Below are 25231 nucleotides of genomic sequence, written 5' to 3'. Positions count from 1 at the left end.
TTGACAAAGTGCTTTGCAGTAGGACTTACTCCATTGGTCTAACCCTATTTTCTATATAAGTGATTTCTTCTTCGGTTAGGTTATACTTTTGGTATAGCTCTGCGTCTGTCCAAGGTTTTGAAAAATCTTGCATTGGAACAAATTCATAAACTTTTTTAGTTGCATCTTGAGTAATTTTCTTCAATCCAAAAATGAAATGAAAAAATTTGGTATTTATATACGACATTACATTTTCACATCTTTGTTTATCTCTGAAAGGACCGATGACCAAATAAGTCTCTGTACAGGCAGATTTCGGTTTTGCATAGATAGGATTAATTTTATCTTCTCCAATTTCTCCAGAACCAATTGCTTTAGGGACAAATATTTTATGAGCATCAATCCAAGACTGATTTAATGTGATTTCACTTCTTTTATAATAAGCCGTTCCCTTAGTTTGAAATAAAAACACATTATCTTCTTTATCATAAGGTGTTAATTTCCCTTTGACAGTTGTTGCTAATCCGAAAGGTTTTCTTGAACTTATAATATTTGAAAAAGAATCTTCTTTAAATGATAGAACTTTTCTCAAAATAGAAATTCCTTCATTATTTCTGATAAAAATATCCATTCCTTCTTCTTTTAAAGGTCTTTTCATTTCAGAAATTATCTGTCCTTCTTCATAAGTTTTTATCAAACAATCCCCTTTGTATTTATTTTCCCATAAAAAATAATTAACTCCACCTTTTATTTCAACCCCAGGGAAAACATCAGAAGCATTTGGAAAATCGTGAATTTCTTTTAATCTGTTATCATTCAGCATATTTTCTCTAAAAATATCTAAACCTTTCCCTCCAGCAAACCAACGGCTCGGGACAATCATACTCAAATAATTAGGCTCTAATTTCTTTGCTTGTTCTATAAATTTATGATAAATTGGTTTTGCACTTGCTCCTGCACCACCATCACTCAACTGATAGGGTGGATTTCCGATGATTACATCAAATTTCATATTTTCAAAAGGGTTTTTGTTGTGAATAAATGCGTAGGCGTGTTGTGAGAGTCCTGTGCGTTGGTCATCGCCTAACTCGTTTTCGCTGGCTCCGCAATAGGTGCATTTGCCGTTTTTCCAACTGTGGGCTGTTTCTTTGAAATAGATGTTGCCGTCTGGGGTATCAAATATTTTGGCTACACTATACTCGCCATTGGCGGTTTTGGTGCAATAGAGCGTACGGCGGGTGAGCAAGGCGGTGAGCTCGGTAATGCCTATGCCATAGAGTTGCTCTTTCATTATATGATCGATACGGGTTTGTAAATCGGGGATTTGGTTTTTTAATCCTTTGAGCAAACGCTTGGCTATCTCTCGTAGGAAGACGCCAGATTTTGAAAATGGGTCTAAAAATTTTGCGTTGGGATTGCTCCAAAGCGTGTCAGGTAGCGTGTCCAACATTTTATTGGCTATGTGCGGCGGCGTAAATACCTCATCGTTACTGAGATTTGCCAAACACGAGAGTACATCGGGGTTGTGGGTGGTGTTCATAAGGGTTATTTTATTTGTAGGGGCGAATTGAAATTCGCCTGTTTTTCATTTTTATGGCAATATTATTTTGCTATTTTGGGCAAATTGCGATTTGCCCCTACGGTGCGGTCACACCTATTTCTAAATAATGCATCGGTGGTGGTGGGTCGGGTTTCATCAATTCGCTGAAAAGGGATTCCATACCGCCTTTTTTATTATTGAGTTTTCGGAAATCAAAGAAATTTCTGATGACCATACCATCGGATTGTAGTTTCCAATCGGTAAATTCTATGGCTTCGCCATCTGTGGTGGTATAGTCCATAGCATTTCCGCAGATGATATTGGTGTGCAGAATGTATTGCATGCTTTGGAGCATTTTGGGGTATCGGTCTTCGTCTTGGTATTTTTTGAGATAGGCTTTTTTGATGAGTTGAAACAAACGCTCACGGCATTCTTGGGCGTTGTCTTCCAAAAGTTCTACGCCATAGATAGAACACACGGCTTTTATCAAGCTTTTTTCGTATTCTATACGGCTTTTTTCTTTTTTTACAAAGGCGAGTTTTCTGTTGAGTATTTCCACGAGAAAGTTACCCGAACCACAAGCGGGTTCGAGGAATGTGGCTTCAATTTTCTGTGCATCGTTGGTAAAGTTTTCCCATACCAAATCTACCATTGCCTTTACTTCGCGTTCGTTGGTAAAGACTTCGCCGTGGTCAGCCACTCTTTGTTTAGATTTCACCTGCTGACTACTCATAATGCACAAGTTTTAGGTGAGAACAAGGCACAAAAAATCCCTTTTGGAAAGGCAAAGCCTTTCCAAAAGGGATTTGAAATTTTCGAAAATTTATGATTAAATTACGCTGAACGCTGAACGCTGAACGCTGAACGCTGAACGCTGAACGCTGAACGCTATCAGTTCATCAAAGATACGAAAAATCAGTAAATTACACAAATTTTCTTTCATTTTTTTTTGTAGTTTTAAAAAGTGTTACAAATATATAAAATAAATGATAATGCTACAAGTAGAGTTTTTTTTAAAAAAAATAGCCTTTTTATTACTCTCTAAAAGTTTAGTTTTGAGTTTATGTAAAGTTGAATTTAAGAGTTGTGAGATGCTGAAAAACAAATTGCCTTTTCTCAAAAATTTATCTTCTCTTTTAATTTATTTCAATTATCTTTGCGTTTCATAAAAAATATAAACACTATAGTTTATGAAAGTAAATCCTAATTATACAACCAAGGAGCAATTATTAGAATTGTACAACAAACCTTTGTTGGAATTAATTTTTGAAGCTGCAACTATACACCGTCAATACCACAATCCGCGAGAGGTACAAATGTCATCATTATTGAGTATCAAAACGGGGGGATGTGCCGAAGATTGTGGCTATTGCCCTCAAGCAGCTCGCTATCACACTACGGTAGAACCTCACAAATTAATGACTGTAGAATCGGTAGTAGAACAGGCAAAAAACGCCAAAGCCAACGGTTCATCTCGTTTATGTATGGGAGCAGCATGGAGAGAAGTTCGCGACAACCGAGATTTTGACAAAGTAATCGAAATGGTACAAGAAGTAAACAAACTCGATATGGAAGTTTGCTGTACCTTGGGAATGATGAACGAAGAACAAGCACGAAGATTGAAAAATGCAGGTTTGTTTGCCTACAACCACAATTTGGATACTTCGCCAGAATTTTACGGAGATGTAATTTCTACTCGCGAATACGAAGATCGTTTAAATACCATAGAAAATGCTCGTAAAGCTGGAATTTCTGTTTGCTCGGGGGGAATTATTGGTATGGGAGAAGCCGTAGAGGACCGTATCGGCTTGTTGATGAGCTATATGAATATGGAGAATCCGCCTGAATCTATACCAATCAATGCCTTAGTAGCAGTCGAAGGAACACCATTGGCAGAGCAAAAACCAATCGAACAATGGGAATTGATCCGTATGGTAGCGACTACGAGAATTGTATTCCCTCAATCGGTAGTAAGACTGTCGGCAGGTCGTAGCAAAATGAATTTGGAAGCACAAGCCTTGTGTTTTATGGCAGGTGCTGGCTCAATTTTTGCAGGAGATAAATTATTGACAACGCCCAATCCAGAGTTTAACGAAGATAAAGAAATGTTTGATATTTTAGGTTTGATTCCTACGCAACCGTTTCAAAAAGGCGATAAACCTGTTTCAAATCCAGATGCAATCATCGAAGAAAAGAAAAAGAAAGAGAAAGAAATACAACAACAGTGGAAAACCGCTCAAGCAAAAGAAAAAGACGAGTACTTTACTCCAAGAAAGGTAACCATAGTATAATTAATTTTTTACATAAACAATGATTGAAACAATTGCAAACACACAAAAAAACGCCCTAAATTTCATAAGAATTGCCATCTTTATAGTAATGGCATGGATTGGAGGGTTAAAAGTATTCCAATACGAGGCAGACGGTATCGTACCCTTTGTAACTAACAGTCCGTTTATGAATTTTTTCTACAATAATTCAGGAAAAACAGCCTTGAACGAAAACGGAAAAGAAGTAGCAGAATACACCCTGCACAAAAACCCAGAAGGAAAAATGGTGCAAAAAAACATCGACTGGCATAAAGAAAATGGTACGTATCCATTTTCATACGGATTAGGAGCAGTGATTTGTATCATAGGAACCTTGACATTAGCCGGAATTTGGTCACCAAAAATCGGACTCATTGGTGGAATCCTTACTTTCGGCATGGCTATTGTAACTCTATCATTCTTAATTACCACTCCCGAAACATGGGTACCCAATTTAGGTGGAGATTTACCTACGCCAAATTATGGATTTCCTTACCTTTCAGGAGCAGGAAGATTGGTACTAAAAGATATCATCATGATGGGAGGCGGATGGATTGTAGCCGTAGATTGTGCAAAAAGATTGTTAAAGAAGCAGTAGTTTGGTGAATAGTGAAAAAATCAAATTAATAACTTAATAAATTAAATTTAAAAATGAAACAAATTTTGAGAAACACAGCAGCGTTTGCAGCAGTAGCAGCATTCTTAGTATCATGTGATAACAAGCCTAAAACTACTACAGAAACTCCAGTTGAAGAAGTAACTGTTGAGCAAAATGATGTAACAGTAGCAACTTGGGTTGGTGAGTACGAAGGGACTGTTCCATGTGCTTCTTGTCCAGGTATCAAAACTGAAGTAAAATTGAATGCTGACAATACTTACGAAATCGACGAAGAATATTTAGAGCAAACTGAAAATTCTAAAAAAGAATCTAAAGGAGAAATCGTATGGTCTGATGACAAAGTAATCGTAACTTTGGGAGAGGTTAAATACAAAATTGGAGAAAACAAAATCACTATGTTAGATGCTGATGGAAAAGAAGCTGAAGGTGAAAATGCTGCAGCTTATGTATTAGTAAAAAAATAATTAGAGCTTATACATAACATAAAAGTAGAGGTTGCCCAAAAAGGGCAACCTTTTATTTTTGTCATCCATTTTTCCACTATAGTATGTAAAAAAAAGCCAATCTTTCGACTGGCTTTTATATATTTCGTAATAAAAACTTGTAATATGTAACTATTTACTATCTATTACTTACTCAAATACATTTTTCTTCTTGCATACAAGTCGTAGAATGTATCGTCTTTCAAGTTTTCGATAAACAAGATACTTTCTCCTGTTGATTTCATTTCTGGACCTAAGGCTTTGTTTACTTTAGGGAATTTATTGAATGAGAATACAGGTTGTTTGATTGCGTATCCGTTCAATTGTGGGTTAAAATCAAAATCTGTTACTTTTTTGTCTCCCAACATCACTTTGGTTGCATAGTTTACATACGGCTCTCCGTAAGCTTTTGCGATAAAAGGTACCGTACGCGACGCTCTTGGATTTGCCTCGATGATATATACTGTATCGTCTTTTACTGCAAACTGAATATTGATCAAACCTTTTGTTTTCAATGCCACAGCGATTTTTTTCGTGTGATCTTTGATTTGTTGCATCACATATTCACCAAGGTTAAACGGTGGTAATGTTGCATTCGAATCTCCTGAGTGAACTCCACATGGCTCAATATGCTCCATAATTCCGATAATATATACATTTTCTCCATCGCAAATTGCATCAGCTTCAGCTTCGATAGCACCTGCTAAATAATGATCGAGCAACAATTTATTTCCTGGAATTGACTTCAATAAATCGATAACATGACTTTCCAATTCTTTCTTGTTGATTACAATTTTCATTCCTTGTCCTCCCAATACATACGATGGTCTTACCAACAATGGGAAATCTAACTCGTCTGCCAATTTACTCGCTTCTTCTGCGGTAGTTGCTACACCAAATTTAGGGAATGGAATGTTCAACTCTGTCAATAAATCTGAGAAACGACCACGGTCTTCTGCCAAATCCAAGGCCTCATAGCTCGTTCCTATGATATTTACACCGTATTTGTCTAATTTTTCAGCCAATTTCAATGCAGTCTGACCTCCCAACTGTACGATAACTCCTTCTGGTTTTTCGTGTTGGATAATATCGTAAATATGTTCCCAATATACTGGCTCGAAATACAATTTATCTGCCGTATCAAAATCTGTAGAAACTGTTTCTGGATTACAGTTGATCATAATAGTTTCATAACCACATTCTGCTGCAGCCAATACACCGTGTACACAAGAGTAATCAAACTCGATACCTTGTCCGATACGGTTTGGACCAGACCCCAAAACGATAATTTTCTTTTTATCCGAACGTACCGATTCGTTGGCTGAATATACTGTTCCGTCTGCTTTTTGAATATCAGCTTCGAATGTTGAATAATAATAAGGGGTTTGAGCTACGAATTCAGCCGCACATGTATCAACCAATTTATATACACGATTGATATTCATCGTTTGGCGTAATTTATACACTTCGCTTTCCAAACAACCCAACATGTGAGCGATTTGTCTGTCGGCAAAACCTCTTTGTTTGGTTTCCAACAACAATTCTTTTGGAAGAGAGTTCAAGTTGTATTTACGTACTTCTTGTTCCAAAGCATACATTTCTTCATATTGTTTCAAGAACCACATATCTATTTTCGTGATTTCATGGATAGTACTCAATGGAATTCCCAATGCAATGGCATCGTAAATTACAAATACGCGATCCCACGAAGGATTTTTCAATTTGTCGATGATTTGCTCGTAATTGGTATATCCTTTTCCGTCTGCTCCAATTCCGTTGCGTTTGATTTCCAACGATTGTGTTGCTTTTTGTAAGGCTTCTTGGAAAGAACGACCAATACCCATTACCTCTCCTACCGATTTCATTTGCAAACCTAAAGTTCGTTCAGCACCTTCAAATTTATCGAAGTTCCATCGAGGGATTTTTACGATTACATAATCCAAGGTAGGCTCAAACAAAGCCGAGGTAGATTTGGTAATTTGGTTTTGCAATTCGTCCAAAGTGTATCCCAAAGCCAATTTTGTAGCAATTTTCGCAATTGGATACCCCGTTGCTTTTGATGCCAAAGCAGACGAACGAGAAACACGTGGATTGATTTCGATAGCCACGATATCTTCTTTATCATCAGGTGAAACGGCAAACTGCACATTACATCCACCAGCAAAGTTTCCGATAGAACGCATCATCAAAATCGCCATATCTCTCATTTTTTGAAAAGTACGGTCAGAAAGCGTCATTGCGGGTGCTACTGTAATAGAATCTCCCGTATGGATACCCATAGGATCCATATTTTCGATAGTACAGATGATTACAACATTGTCGTTTTTGTCACGCAACAACTCCAATTCGTATTCTTTCCATCCCAAAAGAGCCTTGTCAATCAAGACTTCGTGAATAGGCGAAGCTTCCAAACCTCTTGTCAATAAAGCGTCGAAATCCTCTTCTTTGTGTACGAAAGCAGCACCTGTACCTCCCAAAGTAAACGAAGGACGAATCACCAATGGAAAACCAAATTCCTGAGCAATTTCTTTACCTTCGAGGAAAGAAGTAGCTGTTTTGGCAGGAGCATACGGCACATTGATTTTGTTCAACAATTGTTTGAATTGCTCACGGTCTTCCGTAATATTGATAGCATTGATATCTACACCTATTAATTTTACTCCAAAGTCTTGCCAGATACCTTTTTCGTCAGCCTCCAAACAGAGGTTTAGAGCTGTCTGACCTCCCATAGTAGGCAATACAGCGTCGATTTCAGGATGTTCTTTTAGAATTTCGATGATTGATTTTGTAGTCAACGGTTTTAGATACACATGATCGGCCATTGAAGGATCTGTCATGATGGTAGCAGGATTTGAATTGATCAAAATCACTTTGATACCTTCTTCTCTAAGTGAGCGTGCAGATTGCGAACCTGAATAGTCAAATTCACAAGCCTGACCGATGATTATTGGCCCAGAACCAATAATCAAAACCGTTTTTATTGATGAATCTTTAGGCATGATGGTCTATATTTTTTAAAGATATGATAACTTGGTGAAATTACAAAAAATATTTTATTTTTAGGATGTTTAATTTTTACCTAAAAAAAAGGCGTTACACTTAAAGTAACACCTTTATTATTTGATTATTTTTTATGTCTTGGTTCGCTAGATACAGTCAATTTATGACGACCTTTTGCTCTTCTACGAGCCAATACTTTTCTTCCGTTAGCAGAAGCCATTCTTTCCATGAAACCGTGCTTGTTTCTTCTTTTTCTTTTTGATGGTTGAAACGTTCTTTTACTCATTGCTTTTATCTTTAAAAATCAAAAATATTTTGTTACTCTAATTTTTCAGCTTTGAATCCTTCGCTTCAAAACCGAGTGCAAATATACAAACCTTTTTTTATTTCGCAATAATGAAAAATGTTTTTTTTTATTCTTTTCGTTCTTTCTTTTATTTTACTACCTTTGCAGAGCGAAAAAATATGGGATTTGTATAGTATAACTGATTATACTAAAAATAGTAACTAAAACATTTTTTTTCTCACGCTGATTATAACAGATTTTAATTCTTAATTGTTGATTTTCGCAGATATTTTTTTGATAAATCAAAAAAATAGTAACACAGTCTATAATATCTGCGTTATCTACTTGAATAAAATAAACACAACGAGGTTAATCTAAAAATCTGCGTACAACAAAATAAAAAACTAAACAATTATGATCAATAAAAACATCAAATTAGCTTTAGCCGTAGTGCTTTTTGCAGTAGCCATTTGGCAATTTACTGAAAACTATATCGGAAATGGTATTTTCCTTTTATTGTTAGTTGCAATTATCGTTTTGTTTTATTTCAAAAACGAAATGTTGATTGTTACCTTGTTTAAATTTAGAAAACAAGACTTTGAAGCAGCAAATAAAACTTTGGACAAAATCAACCCAATTACTCATTTGGTACCTAACCAACAAGGGTATTATCACTATTTGAAAGGAATTGTTTCTTTGCAATTAAACGACATCAAAGGTGGTGAGCAATTTATGAAAAAAGCCATCGAATTGGGATTGAACCAAAAAGAGGATTTAGCAGTTGCAAAATTGCAAATGAGTGGAATTACCCTTTCAAAAAATCGTCCGTTGGAAGCTAAAAAATTGTTGGAAGAAGCAGAACGACTCGACAGCAAAGGTATGCTAAAAGAGCAAATCAATATGATGAAAGCTCAGATGAAACAAATGAAAGGTCAAAAAGTACCTATGTGGTACAACCAATCAAAGAAAAGAGGGTTTTAATTCTTTTATATCAAACTGCCTTTTGGGGCGGTTTTTTTTATCCTTAAATTCATCTTGATCTTTTCTCATTTAATTATCAGCAATATAACCCTTTCAATTACATCTAATTTCCCCCTTATCAGAATTTACAATTTTTGAAATTACTGGCAGTAATTTTTGAGTAGTCTGAGTCATAAAACGTGTATCCATCAATTCAAATTCATCTTGTGGTTGATGATAATATTGAAAATTCTCAAAATCAAATGTACAAACTGTATGAGATGGCACTTTAAATTCTGTATAAAAAGGATAATTATCCGATGCTTTAAAAAATTGTGCAAAATGAGGTATTTCGCCTACTAAATTACTTGCGGCATATTCATTCATTTTTTTCCACAAATTTGAAATTTTTGGCCCAGTAATAAACATATCAAAATTTCGATTTTGCATAGGTACTCCCATCATTTCAAAATTGAGCATCACATACAGATTTATTCCTTGTTCTTTGAGTTTTGTAGCCAAATGTTTTGCTCCCAACAAACCTTTTTCTTCGGCTGAAAAATAGCAAATCAAAACCGAGCGTTTATTTTCTTGTGTCGCCAAATATTTTGCAATTTCTGAAACTATGGTTACACTTGAGGCATTGTCATTTGCTCCATTGTAGATTTTATCTCCTTTGAGATTTTCATTCATTCCAATATGATCATAATGAGCTCCTAAAATGACTATTTCGTGTTTTAATTCAGAATCTTTCCCTTCTATTAAACCTACAATATTATAAGCTGTAGGGTTATAATTGCTCAATGTATCTCTATATGTCACAAAATAAGGAGCAATACTATTGTTTTTCAAATGATTTTCGAGAAAAACAGCTGCTTTTTCTATTCCTTCTGTTCCAGTATCACGCCCTTGCAATTCATCCGAACTGAGATATCGCAATGTTTCTATTACATCTTCTTCTTTTACACTATACGAATTCTTTTCTACTGAAACACTATCAACAGTTTTGCAACTTACAATTAACAGTAGGGCAAATAATTTCACTTTATTTCTAAATATTTCCAACATAAAAGTTACAATTTCTTATTAATTATTCTATCCATAAAATCTTGATACCATGCTTTGCACAATTTTTCTCCTTCGATAATTTCGGCTGTTTTTTCCTTAGAAATCAGATTGTGTTCCATAGCATAATCAGTTTTTTCATACCATCCTATTATTTCATTTCCATCAAAGGTATAAATGTAATTTTTATAGGCAAATCGAATGGTAATACCGTCCGAATTGACAATATAATGGGGTGCATTTGACTCTTGGCTCAATAAATTCACCCCCCAACTTCGGATAGGTTTTTCGTAATTCATCAAAGAGGCAACTGTAGGATAAATATCCATTTGTTGAGCCCATCTTTCGTCTATCCCTTGCAATTGATAGTCAGGATTGGGTGAATAAAACAAAATAGGCACAGCAAAATGATTGACCGTTTGATTGTAGTAATCAAAATGAGACTTGTTGGTATGATCGCCTGTAATTACAAAAATGGTATTTTTATACCACGATTGTTTTTTGGCTGTTTCAAAAAATTTTTTCAACGCCAAATCCGTGTATTGTATCGGTTCATGCATATCATTGTATCCCTTTTTAAATTTGCCTTCATATTCGTTTGGAATCACATACGGATGATGCGACGATGCGGTAAACATCGTGGTAAAAAACGGTTGTTGTTGTCCTATATTTTTAGCAAAATACTGTAAAAATGGTTCGTCCCAAATTGCCCACATTCCATCAAAATCTGCATCGTTGTTATATTCATCTTTTCCAAAATAATGCTGAAAACCTAAAATATTTCCAAATCCTTGAAACCCCATCGAACCGTTCGGAGCTCCGTGATAAAAGGAAGTATCATATCCCAATTCGTTGGCAATCGACACTAAGGATTGAATGTTTTGATTGGCATACGGCGAACTCGTAAATGCGGCTTTCAACGATGGAATTCCTGCCAATATACTACTCATCGCATGTATCGATTGGCGTCCATTAGCAAACGAATTTGGAAAAATCAAACTCTGTGTTGCTAAACTATCGATAAATGGCGTAAAACTTTCGTATTGAGGAATATTTGTGTATTGATTAAACGCTCCAGAATATTCTCTACCAAACGATTCTACAATCAAAATCACAATATTGGGTTGATGTTCGGACGTTTTTTGATATTGTTTAATCGGTTGCAACTGCTGAGCTATAAAATCCTCATCAACAAAATGTACTTCTTTGAAATGATTTTTCCCAAAAGTTCGAATCAATGAAAAGGGACTGTTCAATACCAAATTTCCCTGAATTGGCAAACGCACATGTTTGTTGGCATCTACGATATTTATCGGTCGAGTACTGTGTTTAAAATCACCACGAATACCTCCTACTGCCAATGTTGCTACCATTCCCAAAAGTAAAATCGAACTCAAAAAATATACAAAATTGACCTTTGGAATTTGCTGTTCAACTTTTACTTTTTTGTATAAAAACACCCACAAACTCATCAATAACACAAAAGAAATCAGCACCATCGGATGTTCTTTCAGCGAAACAAAAGCAACTTTACCTAAATTGTTTTCATTTCCTGCAACTGCCCAAGCAGCAGTAGTAAGACGAGATTGCGAAAAAGGAAAATATATAAAATCCCCAAAGTTTAAACTAAAAGCTATTCCGTTGAAAATAAAATAAATCCAAAACAATATTTTTTGAAAAAAAAGACGAGTATTGACAACTAACGGGAGTAGGCTCAACAAAATAAACAATCCATTTACATATAAAATAGCTGTAGTATCAAACGCAAATCCTCGATAAGCTAAATGCAAATATTCTGAAAAATCGGCTACATCCAATAACTCTCTATTATACCTCCAAAACAATCCTCTGGCTATTTGATAAAACACATAAACCAATAGGATTCTGTACAGTAAAACGGCTAATTCGTTTAACCTAATTATTTGTTTCATTTTTCCTATAAATAAACCGCAAAAATACTAAGATTTTCTTATTTATTGTAAGTATTTTTAGCTTTACACCTTTCACTCTACTATATTTATTATTACCTTTGCAAATTAATTTTGATTGATTATGTTTCAAATAGAAAATACGATTGTTTCGGACGAAATTTTAGAAAACGAATTTGTATGCAATTTGTCGGCTTGTAAAGGACAATGTTGCATTGATGGCGATGCTGGTGCTCCTTTACTTGAAGAGGAAATTGCTATTTTGGACGAAATCTACGATACAGTAAAACCTTATTTGAGACCAGAAGGTATTGATGCAATCGAAAATCTAGGGAAATGGGTAGTAGGTACCGATGGCGAATACGAAACTCCTCTCATCAACGGCAGCGAATGTGCGTATGTGATTTTTGATGGTAAAACGGCTCTTTGTGCCATAGAACAAGCATACAATGAAGGAAAATTGGAATATAAAAAACCAATTTCATGTCATTTGTATCCGATTCGCATCAAGGAATATTCGCAATTTTCGGCGGTAAATTACCACAAATGGCATATTTGCGAAGATGCGTGTTCGTTGGGTAAAGAATTGCAAGTACCTGTTTATAAGTTTCTAAAAGCTCCACTGATTAGAAAATACGGAGAGGATTGGTACTCGGAATTGGAAACCGTTGCAACGGAATGGAGCAAACAATCAAAAAAATAATAAAAATGCAATTAGTCGATACACATTTACATTTATACAGTTCACAATTTGCCGAAGATCTAGACGAATTGGTAAAAAAAGCCAAAGAAGCTCAAGTTTCTCATTTCTTTTTACCAGCAATTGATCGTTCGTACTTTGAAAAAATGCACAAAGTAAACGACCGATTCCCACAGGAAAGTTCAATGATGATGGGATTGCATCCTTGTTATGTAAAACCAGAATCTTATAAAGAAGAATTGGCTTTTGTCTATCAGCTATTGCAAAGCAAAAAATATGTAGCCGTAGGCGAAATCGGTATTGACCTCTATTGGGACAAAACCACTTTGGCTATCCAACAAGAAGCCTTTGCACAGCAAATCCGTTGGGCGGAGGAATTTCAATTGCCGATAAATATACATTGCAGAGATGCTTTCAATGAAGTATTTGAAGTATTGGAAAGTTTCAACCGACCGATTTCTGGGATTTTTCATTGTTTCACAGGCACAAAAGAAAATGCTCAAAGAGCCATTGATTTAGGATTGAAATTAGGAATTGGAGGTGTAGCTACTTTTAAGAATGGAAAAATTGATCAATTTTTAAAGGACATTCCGTTGGAACACATTGTTTTAGAAACCGACGGTCCTTATTTGGCACCTGCTCCTCATCGAGGCAAACGAAACGAACCAGCATTCTTGCGTTTGGTAGCTGAAAAATTGAGTGAAATTTACGGTATTTCACTGGAAGCCATTGCTCTACAAACCACAAAAAATGCAGCCGAGGTGTATCAATTGCCTGAGATTTGTGAAAAATAAAAAAAACACTCGAAAGAAAAAATGATGTCTAAATACGATTCCATAAGATTTTTCAACGACGAAGAGGTCAACGCTCAAATACAAAACATTGCACCTCATCCGATGTTTAAATCTTTGTTACGATTCACTTTTCCTGAAATCACCGAAGAAGAAACAAAACAATTGTTGTCTTCCATACATTCTATTCAAGAATTTCACGAAAAATTCATCACCAAAACAATGGAACGCATAGTTGCTACTACTTCAGATGGGGTGAGTCTTTTGGGATTTGAACATTTAGACAACTCAAAATCTTATCTTTATATATCCAATCATCGCGATATTTTATTAGATTCGTCTTTACTCAATGTCAATCTAATGAAACACGGGCAAATCATGACGGCTTCAGCCATTGGAGACAATTTAGTACAAAAGTCGTTTTTGATGGATTTGGCAAAACTCAACCGAAATTTTATCGTAAAAAGAAAAGCATCACCGAGAGAATTGTTACTCAATTCTCAGTTGCTATCTGAATACATTTCCGATTTGATACAAAAAGAAAATCGCTCGGTGTGGATTGCACAAAGAGAAGGTCGCACCAAAGACGGAAACGATGCTACACATTCGGGAGTGTTGAAAATGATTGCTATGGCAGCTCCTAAAAACGAAATGATTGCCCATTTGAAAAATCTTCGCATAGTGCCTGTATCGATGTCTTATGAATACGACCCAACCGACAAATTGAAGATGCCTCAATTGTTGGCACAAATGCAAGATTTGGAATACATTAAAGAGAAAAACGAGGATTTTATCAATTTGATGAGTGGTGTGATTGGTCAAAAAAAACGCATTCACATACACATTGGTACGCCACTCGATACAGAATTTGACGAAGTAGCTCAGGAAACTGATAATACAACCAAGCAAATCCAATTAATCACAAAATGTATCGATAAACAGATTATAGCAAATTACAAATTATGGCCTACCAATTATATCGCCCATGATTTGTTACACAACACCAAAACCTATCAAAATCAATACGACGAACAAGAAAAACAATTGTTTTTGCGTCGATTGGAAATGCGTGTAGATAAATCCAATCCGTTGATTGTTCAGAAATTTTTGGAAATGTATGCAAATCCTGTAATCAATAAAAACGCCTTATGAAACCAAATATATTACTGATTTACACTGGTGGAACCATCGGAATGGTAAAAGATTTTGAAACAGGTGCTTTAAAACCGTTCAATTTTGACCAGCTCTTGGAACGAATTCCCGAATTGCATCTATTGGATTGTAAAATCAATACATATTCATTTGAAAATCCGATAGATTCTTCGGATATGAATCCAACACATTGGAAAAGCATTACCCAAGTGATTCAAGAAAATTATGAAACCTATGACGGATTTGTAGTACTGCACGGTTCGGATACTATGGCGTATAGTTCGTCTGCGCTGAGTTTTATGCTAAAAAACTTGTCTAAGCCAGTGATTTTTACAGGTTCGCAATTGCCTATTGGTGATTTGCGTACCGATGCAAAAGAAAATTTGATTACAGCAATTCAGATTGCCGCACTGCAAGACAAACAAAATCAACCAGTAATCCAAGAAGTAGGATTGTATTTTGAATATAAATTGTATCGTGGAAACCGTTGTACAAAAATCAGTGCAGAACATTTCAATGCGTTTACTTCACCCAATTTACCACATTTGGCAGAATCGGGGGTGCATTTGAAAATAGAAAATCATTTGTTGTTGCCAAAAAACAAATTACCACTTGAAATTGTAGAAGAATTAGATACAAGAGTATTTGTATTGAAAATTTTTCCTGGAATCAATCCTGAAATATTGAAGAATATATTGGAAATGCCTAATCTAAGAGGTATCGTCTTAGAAACATTTGGATCTGGCAATGCACCTACAGAGCCTTGGTTTTTAGACACTTTAGAAAACGCTATCAAGAGAGGAGTAAAAGTAGTCAATGTAACACAGTGTTGGGGAGGTAGCGTAGATATGGGTAAATACGAAACAGGAACAACGCTACAAAAAATTGGCGTAGTTTCAGGACACGACATCACGACCGAAGCCGCCATAACCAAATTGATGGTGCTTTTACCACAAAATCTTTCTAATATCGAATTTCAACAAGCCTTCGAAACAGCAGTTTGTGGAGAATTGACAATAGAATAAAAAAGCTGTCCTAACGGACAGCATTTTTAAGTTTAGTCGTTGTTAAGTCTTAAACCAGAATTAACTTTTTCTAAAGCTTTATCAGAAGCCTTATCAATCGTTTTCTCTGTTTTGATTGTTACATTTTCTAATTTTTTTTTAGCTGAATTTGCAACAGATTCTACTTTCAACTGAGCGTCAGTCTTTACTTCTTCAGCCTTTTTTGCTGTTTCGTTTGCTACTGCTTTAGTTTTTTCTACAGTTTTAGTAGCTGTAGATTTTGCTGCTGCAGCTACATTGTTTACAGCCTCTTTCGTTTCTGCTTTAACTTCTTCTACAGTCTCAACTACATTACCATTCAAAGTTTGCAAAACAGCTTTAGCGTTGTTCAACTTCTCAGTAGCTGCATTTTTTGCCTCTTCTGTTTTTGCATTTCTCAACTCTTGTTCTGCTTCTTTGATTTTAGCTTCCAATGACTCAGTAGTTTCTTGTACTTGTTCTACAACATCATTTGCAACCTCTTGTACATCTTGAGTCAAATTTTCAACTTGTTCTTGAGCTGTCACTTCTTTTTTACATGATGTAAATGATATAGTAGCTAATGCAGTCAATGACAAAACAATCTTTTTCATAAATCTATTATTTTTTTATATTAGTTAAACATTCTTCTTTATGCAAAATAAAGATTTTTATATCAAAAATTCTAAGAATAACTATTTAATTTTTCCATTTCCTATTTATTTTTACTAAAAATTAACGCTTTCTTATTTTTTCTATACAAAATTATAAGATAAACTCATTCGAATTTTAATATTCAATTCATTTTCTATTTCAATTGTAGTATCTTTGAATTTGAATAATCAAAAGACATGAAAAAAATAGGAATTACAGGAGGCATCGGAAGTGGAAAATCGACTGTGATGGATTATATTTCATCGCAAGGGTATCCCGTGTATTGTAGTGACATAAGAGCCAAAGAATTGATGCTACAACCAACTATTATTCAAGAAATTCAACAAATATTTGATGAAAATGTAATTGAAAACCATCAATTAGACCGAAAAAAAATTGCTTCGATAGTATTTCAAAATCCAGAAAAATTACAACAACTCAATAACATTGTACATCCAGCGGTTGAACGAGATTTTATGGAATTTTGTCAAACACATCAGGATAAAGACTTTGTGTTTTACGAAAGTGCCTTGATGATTGAAACAGGAAATTATCAACAGTTTGATAAAGTAATTCTGGTTACAGCTCCTTTAGAAACACGCATTCAACGAGTGATGCAACGCGATTCCTTGTCTAAAAAAGAAATTGAAAAACGAATTGCCAATCAACTTTCAGATGAAGAAAAAAGAAAATTTATTGATTTTGAAATTGTTAATCAAGAAAAATCCGAAACTTTCAAACAAATCGAAGAAATTTTAAAAATTTTGAAAAGTATGTAATTATTTATGTTAAATTTTCACTAAACATAAAGTAATTTCAATAGTAAATAATTAAATTTGTAAGGATTTATGAATAAATATAGATATCAATCACTGGTACTACTGATGAGTATTTCCTTTTTAGGAATCATTTTAGTACAGGCTTTTTGGATTAAAACTTCGTATGTAAACAAGGAAAAACAGTTTCAATATACGATTAGTCAAGTGCTAAACAACCTATCCAAAAAGTCGCAAGCAAAGGAAAAATACGATTTTTACAAAAACATCGAAGCCTATAAAAAAGCGACAGGAAAAACTCCAAACAAAACCGATATAAAGGAGATTTTTTACATCGAACGAGATTTGATAACCAATGACCAAATAATTTATTCAAACAAAATTTCGCTCGAAAACTACGAAATTAACCAGCCGTTCATAGACAACAACCGCTCGAGTAAAGTAAGCAATTACAGTTCGCATAGTCGTACTGAGGTGTATAAAGAAGACCAAAAACTCGATCAAGGAACAACAATTTCCTCGAGAAAAATTCCCGATGAAGTCATAGAAAAAGAAACCGATTTAGATATCGGATTGGAATTGGCGTATTATGATGTCGTAGGCGTTTATCCTATCGAAAAGCGTATCAATACACACGATTTAAACGAGGCATTGCAAATAGAATTGAAACAACAAGGAATTGAAACACCATACGAATTTGCTATTTTTAGCAATGGACTTTCTACCTCTATCGCCTCTAAAAATTATGCTTATAACGAAAAAAACACCTATTCGGTATTGCTATTTCCCGATATGGACAATTTTTCAAAACATAAATTGTTTGTAAGTTTTCCAAACAAATCTACCTATTTATATGCAGATTTGTTGCCTTTTGTCTTGATATCGATGTTGTTTATCGCTGTGATTATGGTTGCTTATTATTCAGCAATTTCACAACTCAACAATTTGCGTCAGGTTTCTGAAATAAAAAACGATTTCATCAACAATATGACGCACGAATTCAAAACACCAATTGCTACAATCAACTTGGCATTGGATGCAATAAAAAATCCGAAAATCATCACCGATCAAGAAAAAATTCTAAAATATGCGGCAATGATCAAGGAAGAAAACAAACGCATGCACGCACAGATTGAAAACATTTTGCGTATGTCTAAACTCGAGCGAAAAGAATTGGACATTCCGAAAGAAAAGATGGAAATTCACGAGTTGATCGAAGATGCTATGGCGAGAGTTGCCCTGCAAATCGAAGACAGAAACGGAGATTTGTCCTTTGAGTTTAATGCAAGTAGAGATACCGTTTTGGTAAATCCAACACATTTTACCAATGTTATAACAAATGTGTTAGACAACGCCATAAAATATTCACCGGACGAATTGAAAATCGAAATGAGTACGGAAAACATCAAAGATTTTATTTTAATAAAAATAAAAGATTACGGACAAGGTATTTCAAAACAAGCACAAAAGCGAATATTTGAAAAATTCTATCGCGAAAACACAGGAGATTTGCACAATGTAAAAGGACACGGATTGGGATTGTCCTATTTAAAACAAATCATCGAAGACCACAATGGTCAGGTATTTGTAGAAAGTGAAAAAGGCAAAGGAACCACATTTTTTATCAAATTGCCATTGATAAATTAATTCGTTGCGTTCCGTAGGGGCGAATAGCTATTTGCCCAATAAAATTAAAATATTTGCCCGATAAAACGAATAATTAATAATTTAAAAACCAATTAAATATCATGGAAGAGATAACAAAAAAGAAAATTTTATTAGTAGAAGACGATCCAAATTTTGGAGCTATTTTGAGAGACTACCTTTTAATGGGTGATTTTGATGTCGTATTGGCAAAAAACGGAATGGAAGGTTTTGAGAAATTTAGAAAAGAAAATTTCGACCTTTGTATTCTTGATGTAATGATGCCTTACAAAGACGGATTTACATTAGCAAAAGAAATACGCGAAAAAAACAAGCAAGTGCCTATTATTTTCCTTACGGCAAAAAACATGAGAGAAGATGTGTTGAAAGGGTATAAAGTAGGTGCTGACGACTACCTAAACAAACCGTTTGATTCGGAAGTATTGATGCTAAAGGTAAAAGCGATTATCCAAAGAAAGCATTTTGAAAACAACAACGAATCAACAAAATTTGAATTCCAAATTGGTAAATTCCATTTGAATTCCAAATTGAGATTCTTGACAATCGAAGGTGAAGAACCTATCAAATTATCACCAAAAGAAAACGAGTTGTTGAAAATGTTGATTCTTCACGAAAATGATTTGATGCCGAGAGAATTGGCATTGACAAAAATCTGGAGAGATGACAACTATTTTACTTCTCGTAGTATGGATGTTTACATCGCAAAATTGAGAAAATATCTAAAACTTGATCCGAATGTAGAAATCTTGAATGTACACGGAGAAGGATTTAGATTGGTAGTGAAAGAAAAATAATAAACCTGTATGCGACTGTGAGAAGTTTTCTTGCAGTCGTTTTATTTTAACCCAATTTTTACATTTATTTTCCCTATACTTACTATGAAATGCGTATTTTTGAGAAATTTTGTTTTAAACTGACTAAAAATGCCACTGATAAAAGAAATAAACGGAAAAAGCCCTATAATTCCCAACAATTGTTTCGTTGCCGAAAACGCAACGATTGTTGGTGATGTAACTATGGGAACTGAATGTAGTATTTGGTACAACGCTGTGTTGCGTGGAGATGTACACTCTATCGAAATGGGAAATAGAGTAAATGTGCAAGACAATGCCGTGGTACATTGCACCTACAAAAAACACCCAACAAAAATCGGAAACAATGTATCGATTGGTCATAATGCCATTGTACACGGATGCACTATTCACGACAATGTATTGGTAGGAATGGGAGCTATTGTGATGGACAATGTGGTGGTACATAGCAATGTGATCATTGCAGCTGGTGCGGTGGTAACTCAAAATATGAAATTGTTACCTAATGGTATTTATGCGGGTATCCCTGCAAAAAGAGTTAAAGAACTCAACGCATCGGATTTTGCAGGCGAAATCGAACGCATCAGCAATAATTATGTTTTATACGCAAGTTGGCAGTAGAAAATTACCAAAATAAAAACTATGTTTTCTCTAAAAGCGAAGCATCTCTGATTCTCCGCCGTGAAGAACCTTTGTGTCAATGTGGTAAAATAAAAAAAATTGAAAATGATAAAAAAATGGTTATATTTAGGAATAGGTCTTTCGTTTTTTCAGCTGACAACAGCTCAAAATTCGAATGATAAAACTCCGTTCCTTACAATCAATGATTCAATCTATTACAAGCAAGATTTTGAACGATTATATACCAAAAACCTCGATATGGTGGCAGATGTCCATCAAAAAGATGTAAACAAATACTTTGATTTGTATGTGCTTTACAAACTAAAATTGCAAGAGGCTTATCGTTTGGGATTGCATGAAAAAGAATCGTACAAAGACGAGGTAAGTATCTTTCAAGAACAGTTGAAAGAAAAGTTTTTTATCAATGAAAAGGTATTGCACGACTTAGTAAAAGAGGCGGTAGAACGAGACAAATACGAAGTAAGAGCCTCGCATATCTTGATAAAATCACCCCAAGAAAATCAAAAAGCCTACAACAAAGCGTTGGAAATCAGAGAAAAAATCATCAACGGCATGGATTTTTCAGAGGCAGTTCTTGCTTATTCCGAAGACCCTTCGGCTCAAAAAAACAAAGGCGATTTGGGGTATTTCAGTGTTTTGAAAATGGTATACCCGTTTGAAAGTGCGGCTTACAACACGCCGGTTGGCGAAGTTTCACTACCTATTCGTTCGGAATTTGGGTATCATTTGGTGTATGTTACCGACAAAAAACGCAAACCTCAAGTAAGAGAAATTTCGCACATTTTTGTCAAAAAATCAGAAGATAATTCATTTGAAAATGCCCAAACAAAAGCCTATACTTTGTACAATCAACTGCAATTGGGAGCAGATTTTGCAGAATTGGCATCCACAGATAGCGACGATTGGGCTGGAAGACAGCAAAGAGGATATTTTGGGCGATTTGTGGAGAAAAATTTCAATATTCCACATGTAGGCGAAACGGTGTATGACTTGCAAGAACAAGAATTTTCTCAACCGATAAAAAGCGATTTTGGATACCATCTTTTTAAAGTAGAAAAAATTCATCCGTATATCAGCGATGATGAAGCCTTTTTTATCATGGAAAGAAAGGTAAAAAATGACCAACGAGCAAAGGTTTTGGAAGATGATTTGGTAGAATTTCTCACAAAAGAATACCATTTCAAACCCAGTTTTCAAGAGGTAAAAAGCAAAATCAATTTAGCTTTTTTACAGCAACCTTCATACAAACCACTAAAAGGTAAAATCTATCAAAACAACGCCTTTACCATAGAAAACGGCAAATGGTCGCAAACCAACGAACAGATGCTAAAATGGGTGTACGACAATAAATATTCGTTTGATATGTATGACGAGGACGATACCATCGCCCAAAAAGCCATCGAAGCCTATACACTACATGTTTTGAAGGAATACCACGAAAAGCAATTACCTTTAAAACATCCAGAATATGTGTATGTTCTCAACGAATACAAAGAAGGGATTTTACTTTTTGATTTGATGCAAAGCGAAGTTTGGGAAAAAGCACGAAACAACGAACAAGCTCTTTTGGAAATATATGAAAAGGAGAAAAAATCTTTTAAACCCAATAAAATTTACAAAGGAGAAATTTACAAATTCAACAACAAAAAATCAGCTTCTAAATTTTTGAAAACAAATCGTTTCTCTGAAAAAGACATAAGTATTTACAAAGGAACATTTGGCATAAATCATCAAAAATTGCCTAATCAGCTGACAATAGATGACATTCAAAAAGGTATCATTTCTAAAAATGGAAACTATTATGTTTTTCAAAATGAAACCACTTGGGAAACTTTTCCGCCTTTTGAAGAATTGAAATCAAAAATCCAAGAGGAATATGCCATTCAATTTGAAAAAGAATATTTGGAAAATTTAAAACAAAAAGCTAAAATTCAATATTCAACAGAAGAACGAACGCTTTTGGATGAAAAATATTCAAAATATAAAAACAATTAATCATCAAAATATTTCATAAACAAAATTGTAGAAATTACCTTTGTAGCAAATTTTTTAGAAAATGAAAAAATCAAACATATTATTTTTACTTTGTAGTTTCGTTTTAGGAAACATTTTTGTCTTTGCACAACCATCGAAAAAAACGATTGACGGTGTCGTTGCAGTAGTGGGAAGTCATGTAATTTTAGAGTCAGACATCGATAAAATGTTTCTCGAAGCCGAGGTAAAACAATCAGATATGAGTAATTTTACTCGTTGCCAAGTTTTGGGTAGTTTACTCGAAAACAAAATGTTTGCCCATCATGCGGTGCAAGATTCTATAGTTGTATCTGACGCCGAAATCAATAGCATTGTTGACAATCAATTGGATAGAATGATAGAGTACTACGGTTCAGTAGAGAATGCAGTAAAAATGCAAAAGAAGAAAAACTTCGAAGAGATTAAAACAGCATTACACGACATCGTAAAAACCAATCGATTGGCATCTGCAAAACAATATGCCATTGTAGATAAAGTACAAATCACACCAGAGGAAGTAAGACAGTATTTCAATTCGTTTCCTGCTGACAAATTACCGATAATAGAAGAGGCTTACGAATTGTCTGAAATTGTAATTAAACCAGTCGTATCTCAAGAGGAAAAACAAAAAGTTATCGACCAATTGAATGAAATCAAACAAAGAGTATTGGACGGCTATAGCTTTCAGATGCAGGCGACGCTTTACACAGAAGATCCTGGGTCTATTCGTACAGGTGGATTTTACAAAATGAACAAAAAAACACCATTTGTAAAAGAATTTAAAGATGTGGCATTTTCACTAAAAGAAGGAGAAATTTCCGACCCATTCCTTACAGAATATGGATATCATATCATCTATTTGGAGAAAATCGATGGTGGAGATTTGGACATCAGACACATTTTGATTTCTCCGAAACCAACAGAAGAAGCCATAACTGAAGCTCAGAAGAAAATAGAAGATTTGCGTGTGCGTATCCTCAACAAAGAAATCACTTTTTCGGATGCTGCTCGTATGTATTCAGAATCAAAAGATACTAAATCCAGCGGTGGATTGATTAGTTTTTCAGCAGAAGGTGAAACGCGTATTCCTGCACAAGCCTTGGTAGAAGACTCAAATTTGTTTTATGCGGTAAACAAATTGCAAGAAAAAGAAATCTCACAGCCGTACTATGCTTCGGAATTGGGGCGCCAAGAAAAGGTTTATAAAATCATCGAAATGACACGAAAAATTCCTCGCCATACCGCCGATTTTTCTACCGACTATATGGAAATAAAAGAACAAGCTTTGCTTGCAAAACAACAGAAACAAATCCAAAAATGGATCAACGAAAAAGTAGAAGACACCTATATCTATATCGTGGACGACTACAAAAACTGTGAGTTTTCGAGCAACTGGTTGAAGAAATAGTCTACATAAAAAAGACTGTCATTTATAGACAGTCTTTTTTATATCAATTCAACTTGAGAATTAGGACGAAATAAATATGTTTTTCTAGTTTTTATTTCTACACATTCAAAGAGTTTTACTCTCAATTTTCCTTTTTTAAACACTCTCCCATCACCAATGTGAAAATAAGTTCCGATAGGCAATTCATCTACAAAAACTTTCGAAGAAACAGCATCGTATTTTTTCAATGCCATAGACAAGATTGCATCTGTATCACTACTTGCAGATGGATTTTTAAAATGATTTGCCAATAAAGGCAACAACTCATTCGGAAAAACTATGGGATTGATAAAAGGCAACATCAAATGTTGAAAAGTGAGTTTCCACTCTACTCCATGTGGTTTGATGTTTCTGCCATATTTTTCAAAAGCCACCAAATGAGCGATTTCATGAATAGTGGTAATTAAAAATTTATATTTATTCAGATTTGCATTTATAGTAATTTGATGAAATCTATTAGCCACCTTTTGATAATCTCCGTGGCGTGTTTTGCGTTCGTTTACAATTTTCAAATGCACATGATAGATCTGAATCAATGTAAAAACACGATCAACAGCAGCTTCGGGGAGATATTTTTCTAAAATAGACTTCATTTATTATGGTGTAGTCGAAGAAACTTGCAATACTTTTCCGTTAAAATACTTGTTTGCAGTCAACGCAAAATCTTTGATATAAACAGCCATTTCATAAGGCTGAATCGGTGCTTGATACCCAGGAAACGCCTCTTCTAACATTTCAGTTTGCACTGCACCTAATGCCAAAACATTAAAAGAAATCTTTTGTTCTTTATATTCCTCTGCCAACAATTCCGAAAGGGTAATTGCAGCGGCTTTACTAGAACTATATGCTGCTAATCCTGGAAATTTCATTGTACCATGAACTCCTCCCATACTACTGATGGTTACCACATGACCACCTGCATTCATCATCGGCAAGACGACTTGATTGAGTTGAGCCACACCGATTACATTTACACGATATAAGAATAGAAAATCTTCGTTTGTAATCTCTTCAAATGGTCTATTTACAATTGCACCCGCATTGTGAATAATTACATCTACAGAAGTAGTTATCGATTGAATATTGTTTTTTAATTGTTCTATTGATTGAACCTCAGACAAATCTACCGACAAAAAATGAATATTTTTAAATGCATCAAAATCTGGATTGTTTTTTCTCGAAAGAGCAATAACGGTATGACCTTCTTTTGCCAATTGTAAAGTCAATTCAGCCCCAATTCCTCTACTTGTACCTGTGATTACGATAGTTTTCATAAAAAAATTTTCGCAAAGATAGAGAATTAATACCTTAGAAAAAAAATTAAACTATAGTAGGATGAATATTCAAAAGGTATAAACGTCCTCAACTTTCCATTTTTTTTTCATACTT

At 34.7% G+C, this 25231-nt stretch carries 23 protein-coding genes; 14 read left to right on the top strand and 9 right to left on the bottom strand.

The genetic code is table 11. The annotated features are described in order from the left end of the window. Positions 1–25: 25 nt before the first annotated feature. Both AB4865_RS04750 and AB4865_RS04745 read right to left on the bottom strand, forming a co-directional pair. A complete protein-coding gene (locus tag AB4865_RS04750; RefSeq protein WP_372474587.1) occupies positions 26–1519 on the bottom strand; it encodes an Eco57I restriction-modification methylase domain-containing protein in 1494 nt (497 codons plus the stop codon). 97 nt (positions 1520–1616) lie between these two features. Beyond that, the gene (locus tag AB4865_RS04745; protein WP_372474586.1) at positions 1617–2252 is read right to left on the bottom strand and encodes a hypothetical protein; all 636 of its coding nucleotides are present in this window, start codon (positions 2250–2252) and stop codon (positions 1617–1619) included. A 457-nt stretch (positions 2253–2709) separates the two neighbouring features. Here AB4865_RS04745 and bioB point away from each other — a divergent pair, with 457 nt between their 5' ends. The 3 genes from bioB to AB4865_RS04730 are packed head-to-tail and all read left to right on the top strand — an operon-like array spanning position 2710 to position 4911. Further along, entirely contained in the window at positions 2710–3810 is a 1101-nt protein-coding gene (gene bioB / locus AB4865_RS04740; protein WP_372474585.1) for a biotin synthase BioB, read from the top strand. Between the two features lie 19 nt (positions 3811–3829). After that, positions 3830–4426, top strand: a complete 597-nt coding sequence (locus AB4865_RS04735; protein WP_372474584.1) for a DUF417 family protein — start codon at positions 3830–3832, stop codon at positions 4424–4426. Positions 4427–4479: 53 nt separating this feature from the next. Continuing rightward, on the top strand, positions 4480–4911 hold the full coding sequence (locus AB4865_RS04730) for a copper resistance protein NlpE (protein WP_372474583.1): 432 nt from the start codon (positions 4480–4482) through the stop codon (positions 4909–4911). A 164-nt stretch (positions 4912–5075) separates the two neighbouring features. On the opposite strand, the gene carB is transcribed toward AB4865_RS04730, so the two are convergent. Both carB and rpmH read right to left on the bottom strand, forming a co-directional pair. Further along, positions 5076–7928 (bottom strand): carbamoyl-phosphate synthase large subunit, encoded by a 2853-nt coding sequence (gene carB, locus AB4865_RS04725; protein ID WP_372474582.1) that lies wholly within the window; start codon positions 7926–7928, stop codon positions 5076–5078. A gap of 125 nt (positions 7929–8053) precedes the next feature. After that, positions 8054–8215, bottom strand: a complete 162-nt coding sequence (gene rpmH, locus AB4865_RS04720) for a 50S ribosomal protein L34 (protein WP_026979292.1) — start codon at positions 8213–8215, stop codon at positions 8054–8056. A gap of 414 nt (positions 8216–8629) precedes the next feature. Between rpmH and AB4865_RS04715 the strand changes: the two genes are divergently transcribed. Further along, entirely contained in the window at positions 8630–9196 is a 567-nt protein-coding gene (locus AB4865_RS04715) for a DUF2892 domain-containing protein (protein WP_372474581.1), read from the top strand. Positions 9197–9289: 93 nt separating this feature from the next. Here AB4865_RS04715 and AB4865_RS04710 read toward each other — a convergent pair whose 3' ends face one another. After that, entirely contained in the window at positions 9290–10243 is a 954-nt protein-coding gene (locus AB4865_RS04710) for a M28 family peptidase (protein ID WP_372474580.1), read from the bottom strand. 5 nt (positions 10244–10248) lie between these two features. Beyond that, positions 10249–12171, bottom strand: a complete 1923-nt coding sequence (locus tag AB4865_RS04705) for an LTA synthase family protein (protein WP_372474579.1) — start codon at positions 12169–12171, stop codon at positions 10249–10251. A 121-nt stretch (positions 12172–12292) separates the two neighbouring features. On the opposite strand from AB4865_RS04705, the gene AB4865_RS04700 reads away from it, so the two are divergent. The 4 genes from AB4865_RS04700 to AB4865_RS04685 are packed head-to-tail and all read left to right on the top strand — an operon-like array spanning position 12293 to position 15836. After that, positions 12293–12871 carry a DUF3109 family protein gene (locus AB4865_RS04700; RefSeq protein ID WP_372474578.1) on the top strand — a complete coding sequence of 193 codons (579 nt, stop codon included), beginning with the start codon at positions 12293–12295 and terminating at the stop codon, positions 12869–12871. A 5-nt stretch (positions 12872–12876) separates the two neighbouring features. Next, positions 12877–13662 (top strand): TatD family hydrolase, encoded by a 786-nt coding sequence (locus tag AB4865_RS04695; RefSeq protein WP_372474577.1) that lies wholly within the window; start codon positions 12877–12879, stop codon positions 13660–13662. A 24-nt stretch (positions 13663–13686) separates the two neighbouring features. After that, entirely contained in the window at positions 13687–14811 is a 1125-nt protein-coding gene (locus AB4865_RS04690; protein ID WP_372474882.1) for a 1-acyl-sn-glycerol-3-phosphate acyltransferase, read from the top strand. Then, on the top strand, positions 14808–15836 hold the full coding sequence (locus AB4865_RS04685) for an asparaginase (protein ID WP_372474576.1): 1029 nt from the start codon (positions 14808–14810) through the stop codon (positions 15834–15836). Before AB4865_RS04690 ends, AB4865_RS04685 begins: the two co-directional genes overlap by 4 nt. A 32-nt stretch (positions 15837–15868) precedes the next feature. Here AB4865_RS04685 and AB4865_RS04680 read toward each other — a convergent pair whose 3' ends face one another. Then, complete coding sequence (locus tag AB4865_RS04680; protein WP_372474575.1) at positions 15869–16447, bottom strand: hypothetical protein; 579 nt, start codon at positions 16445–16447, stop codon at positions 15869–15871. A 237-nt stretch (positions 16448–16684) separates the two neighbouring features. Here AB4865_RS04680 and coaE point away from each other — a divergent pair, with 237 nt between their 5' ends. From coaE to AB4865_RS04650, 6 genes are all read left to right on the top strand, one after another. Continuing rightward, positions 16685–17266: a dephospho-CoA kinase gene (coaE, locus tag AB4865_RS04675; protein WP_372474574.1), complete on the top strand. Its 582-nt coding sequence runs from the start codon at positions 16685–16687 to the stop codon at positions 17264–17266. Between the two features lie 69 nt (positions 17267–17335). Beyond that, positions 17336–18910: a sensor histidine kinase gene (locus AB4865_RS04670; protein ID WP_372474573.1), complete on the top strand. Its 1575-nt coding sequence runs from the start codon at positions 17336–17338 to the stop codon at positions 18908–18910. Positions 18911–19011: 101 nt separating this feature from the next. Next, positions 19012–19722 carry a response regulator transcription factor gene (locus AB4865_RS04665; protein WP_372474572.1) on the top strand — a complete coding sequence of 237 codons (711 nt, stop codon included), beginning with the start codon at positions 19012–19014 and terminating at the stop codon, positions 19720–19722. A gap of 129 nt (positions 19723–19851) precedes the next feature. After that, complete coding sequence (locus tag AB4865_RS04660; RefSeq protein WP_372474571.1) at positions 19852–20361, top strand: gamma carbonic anhydrase family protein; 510 nt, start codon at positions 19852–19854, stop codon at positions 20359–20361. A gap of 105 nt (positions 20362–20466) precedes the next feature. After that, positions 20467–22377, top strand: coding sequence for a peptidylprolyl isomerase (locus tag AB4865_RS04655; protein ID WP_372474570.1), 1911 nt, complete (start codon positions 20467–20469; stop codon positions 22375–22377). 61 nt (positions 22378–22438) lie between these two features. Then, entirely contained in the window at positions 22439–23803 is a 1365-nt protein-coding gene (locus tag AB4865_RS04650) for a peptidylprolyl isomerase (RefSeq protein ID WP_372474569.1), read from the top strand. Between the two features lie 38 nt (positions 23804–23841). Here AB4865_RS04650 and AB4865_RS04645 read toward each other — a convergent pair whose 3' ends face one another. Together AB4865_RS04645 and AB4865_RS04640 are read right to left on the bottom strand one after the other, a co-directional pair. Further along, positions 23842–24435: a SprT-like domain-containing protein gene (locus AB4865_RS04645; RefSeq protein ID WP_372474568.1), complete on the bottom strand. Its 594-nt coding sequence runs from the start codon at positions 24433–24435 to the stop codon at positions 23842–23844. Positions 24436–24438: 3 nt separating this feature from the next. After that, entirely contained in the window at positions 24439–25116 is a 678-nt protein-coding gene (locus AB4865_RS04640) for an SDR family NAD(P)-dependent oxidoreductase (protein WP_372474567.1), read from the bottom strand. Positions 25117–25231: the final 115 nt, after the last annotated feature.

The sequence above is a fragment of the Capnocytophaga sp. ARDL2 genome (genome assembly GCF_041530365.1).
Classification (GTDB): domain Bacteria; phylum Bacteroidota; class Bacteroidia; order Flavobacteriales; family Flavobacteriaceae; genus Flavobacterium.
The sequence above is the reverse complement of the archived record's forward strand: the minus strand, read 5'-3'. Positions and strand labels throughout refer to the sequence as shown.

Bases quoted from the DNA above. Each gene is read 5' to 3' on its own strand.
- AB4865_RS04750 (WP_372474587.1), bottom strand. From the start codon at position 1,519: ATGAACACCACCCACAACCCCGATGTACTCTCGTGTTTGGCAAATCTC.
- AB4865_RS04745 (WP_372474586.1), bottom strand. From the start codon at position 2,252: ATGAGTAGTCAGCAGGTGAAATCTAAACAAAGAGTGGCTGACCACGGC.
- bioB (WP_372474585.1), top strand. From the start codon at position 2,710: ATGAAAGTAAATCCTAATTATACAACCAAGGAGCAATTATTAGAATTG.
- AB4865_RS04735 (WP_372474584.1), top strand. From the start codon at position 3,830: ATGATTGAAACAATTGCAAACACACAAAAAAACGCCCTAAATTTCATA.
- AB4865_RS04730 (WP_372474583.1), top strand. From the start codon at position 4,480: ATGAAACAAATTTTGAGAAACACAGCAGCGTTTGCAGCAGTAGCAGCA.
- carB (WP_372474582.1), bottom strand. From the start codon at position 7,928: ATGCCTAAAGATTCATCAATAAAAACGGTTTTGATTATTGGTTCTGGG.
- rpmH (WP_026979292.1), bottom strand. From the start codon at position 8,215: ATGAGTAAAAGAACGTTTCAACCATCAAAAAGAAAAAGAAGAAACAAG.
- AB4865_RS04715 (WP_372474581.1), top strand. From the start codon at position 8,630: ATGATCAATAAAAACATCAAATTAGCTTTAGCCGTAGTGCTTTTTGCA.
- AB4865_RS04710 (WP_372474580.1), bottom strand. From the start codon at position 10,243: ATGTTGGAAATATTTAGAAATAAAGTGAAATTATTTGCCCTACTGTTA.
- AB4865_RS04705 (WP_372474579.1), bottom strand. From the start codon at position 12,171: ATGAAACAAATAATTAGGTTAAACGAATTAGCCGTTTTACTGTACAGA.
- AB4865_RS04700 (WP_372474578.1), top strand. From the start codon at position 12,293: ATGTTTCAAATAGAAAATACGATTGTTTCGGACGAAATTTTAGAAAAC.
- AB4865_RS04695 (WP_372474577.1), top strand. From the start codon at position 12,877: ATGCAATTAGTCGATACACATTTACATTTATACAGTTCACAATTTGCC.
- AB4865_RS04690 (WP_372474882.1), top strand. From the start codon at position 13,687: ATGTCTAAATACGATTCCATAAGATTTTTCAACGACGAAGAGGTCAAC.
- AB4865_RS04685 (WP_372474576.1), top strand. From the start codon at position 14,808: ATGAAACCAAATATATTACTGATTTACACTGGTGGAACCATCGGAATG.
- AB4865_RS04680 (WP_372474575.1), bottom strand. From the start codon at position 16,447: ATGAAAAAGATTGTTTTGTCATTGACTGCATTAGCTACTATATCATTT.
- coaE (WP_372474574.1), top strand. From the start codon at position 16,685: ATGAAAAAAATAGGAATTACAGGAGGCATCGGAAGTGGAAAATCGACT.
- AB4865_RS04670 (WP_372474573.1), top strand. From the start codon at position 17,336: ATGAATAAATATAGATATCAATCACTGGTACTACTGATGAGTATTTCC.
- AB4865_RS04665 (WP_372474572.1), top strand. From the start codon at position 19,012: ATGGAAGAGATAACAAAAAAGAAAATTTTATTAGTAGAAGACGATCCA.
- AB4865_RS04660 (WP_372474571.1), top strand. From the start codon at position 19,852: ATGCCACTGATAAAAGAAATAAACGGAAAAAGCCCTATAATTCCCAAC.
- AB4865_RS04655 (WP_372474570.1), top strand. From the start codon at position 20,467: ATGATAAAAAAATGGTTATATTTAGGAATAGGTCTTTCGTTTTTTCAG.
- AB4865_RS04650 (WP_372474569.1), top strand. From the start codon at position 22,439: ATGAAAAAATCAAACATATTATTTTTACTTTGTAGTTTCGTTTTAGGA.
- AB4865_RS04645 (WP_372474568.1), bottom strand. From the start codon at position 24,435: ATGAAGTCTATTTTAGAAAAATATCTCCCCGAAGCTGCTGTTGATCGT.
- AB4865_RS04640 (WP_372474567.1), bottom strand. From the start codon at position 25,116: ATGAAAACTATCGTAATCACAGGTACAAGTAGAGGAATTGGGGCTGAA.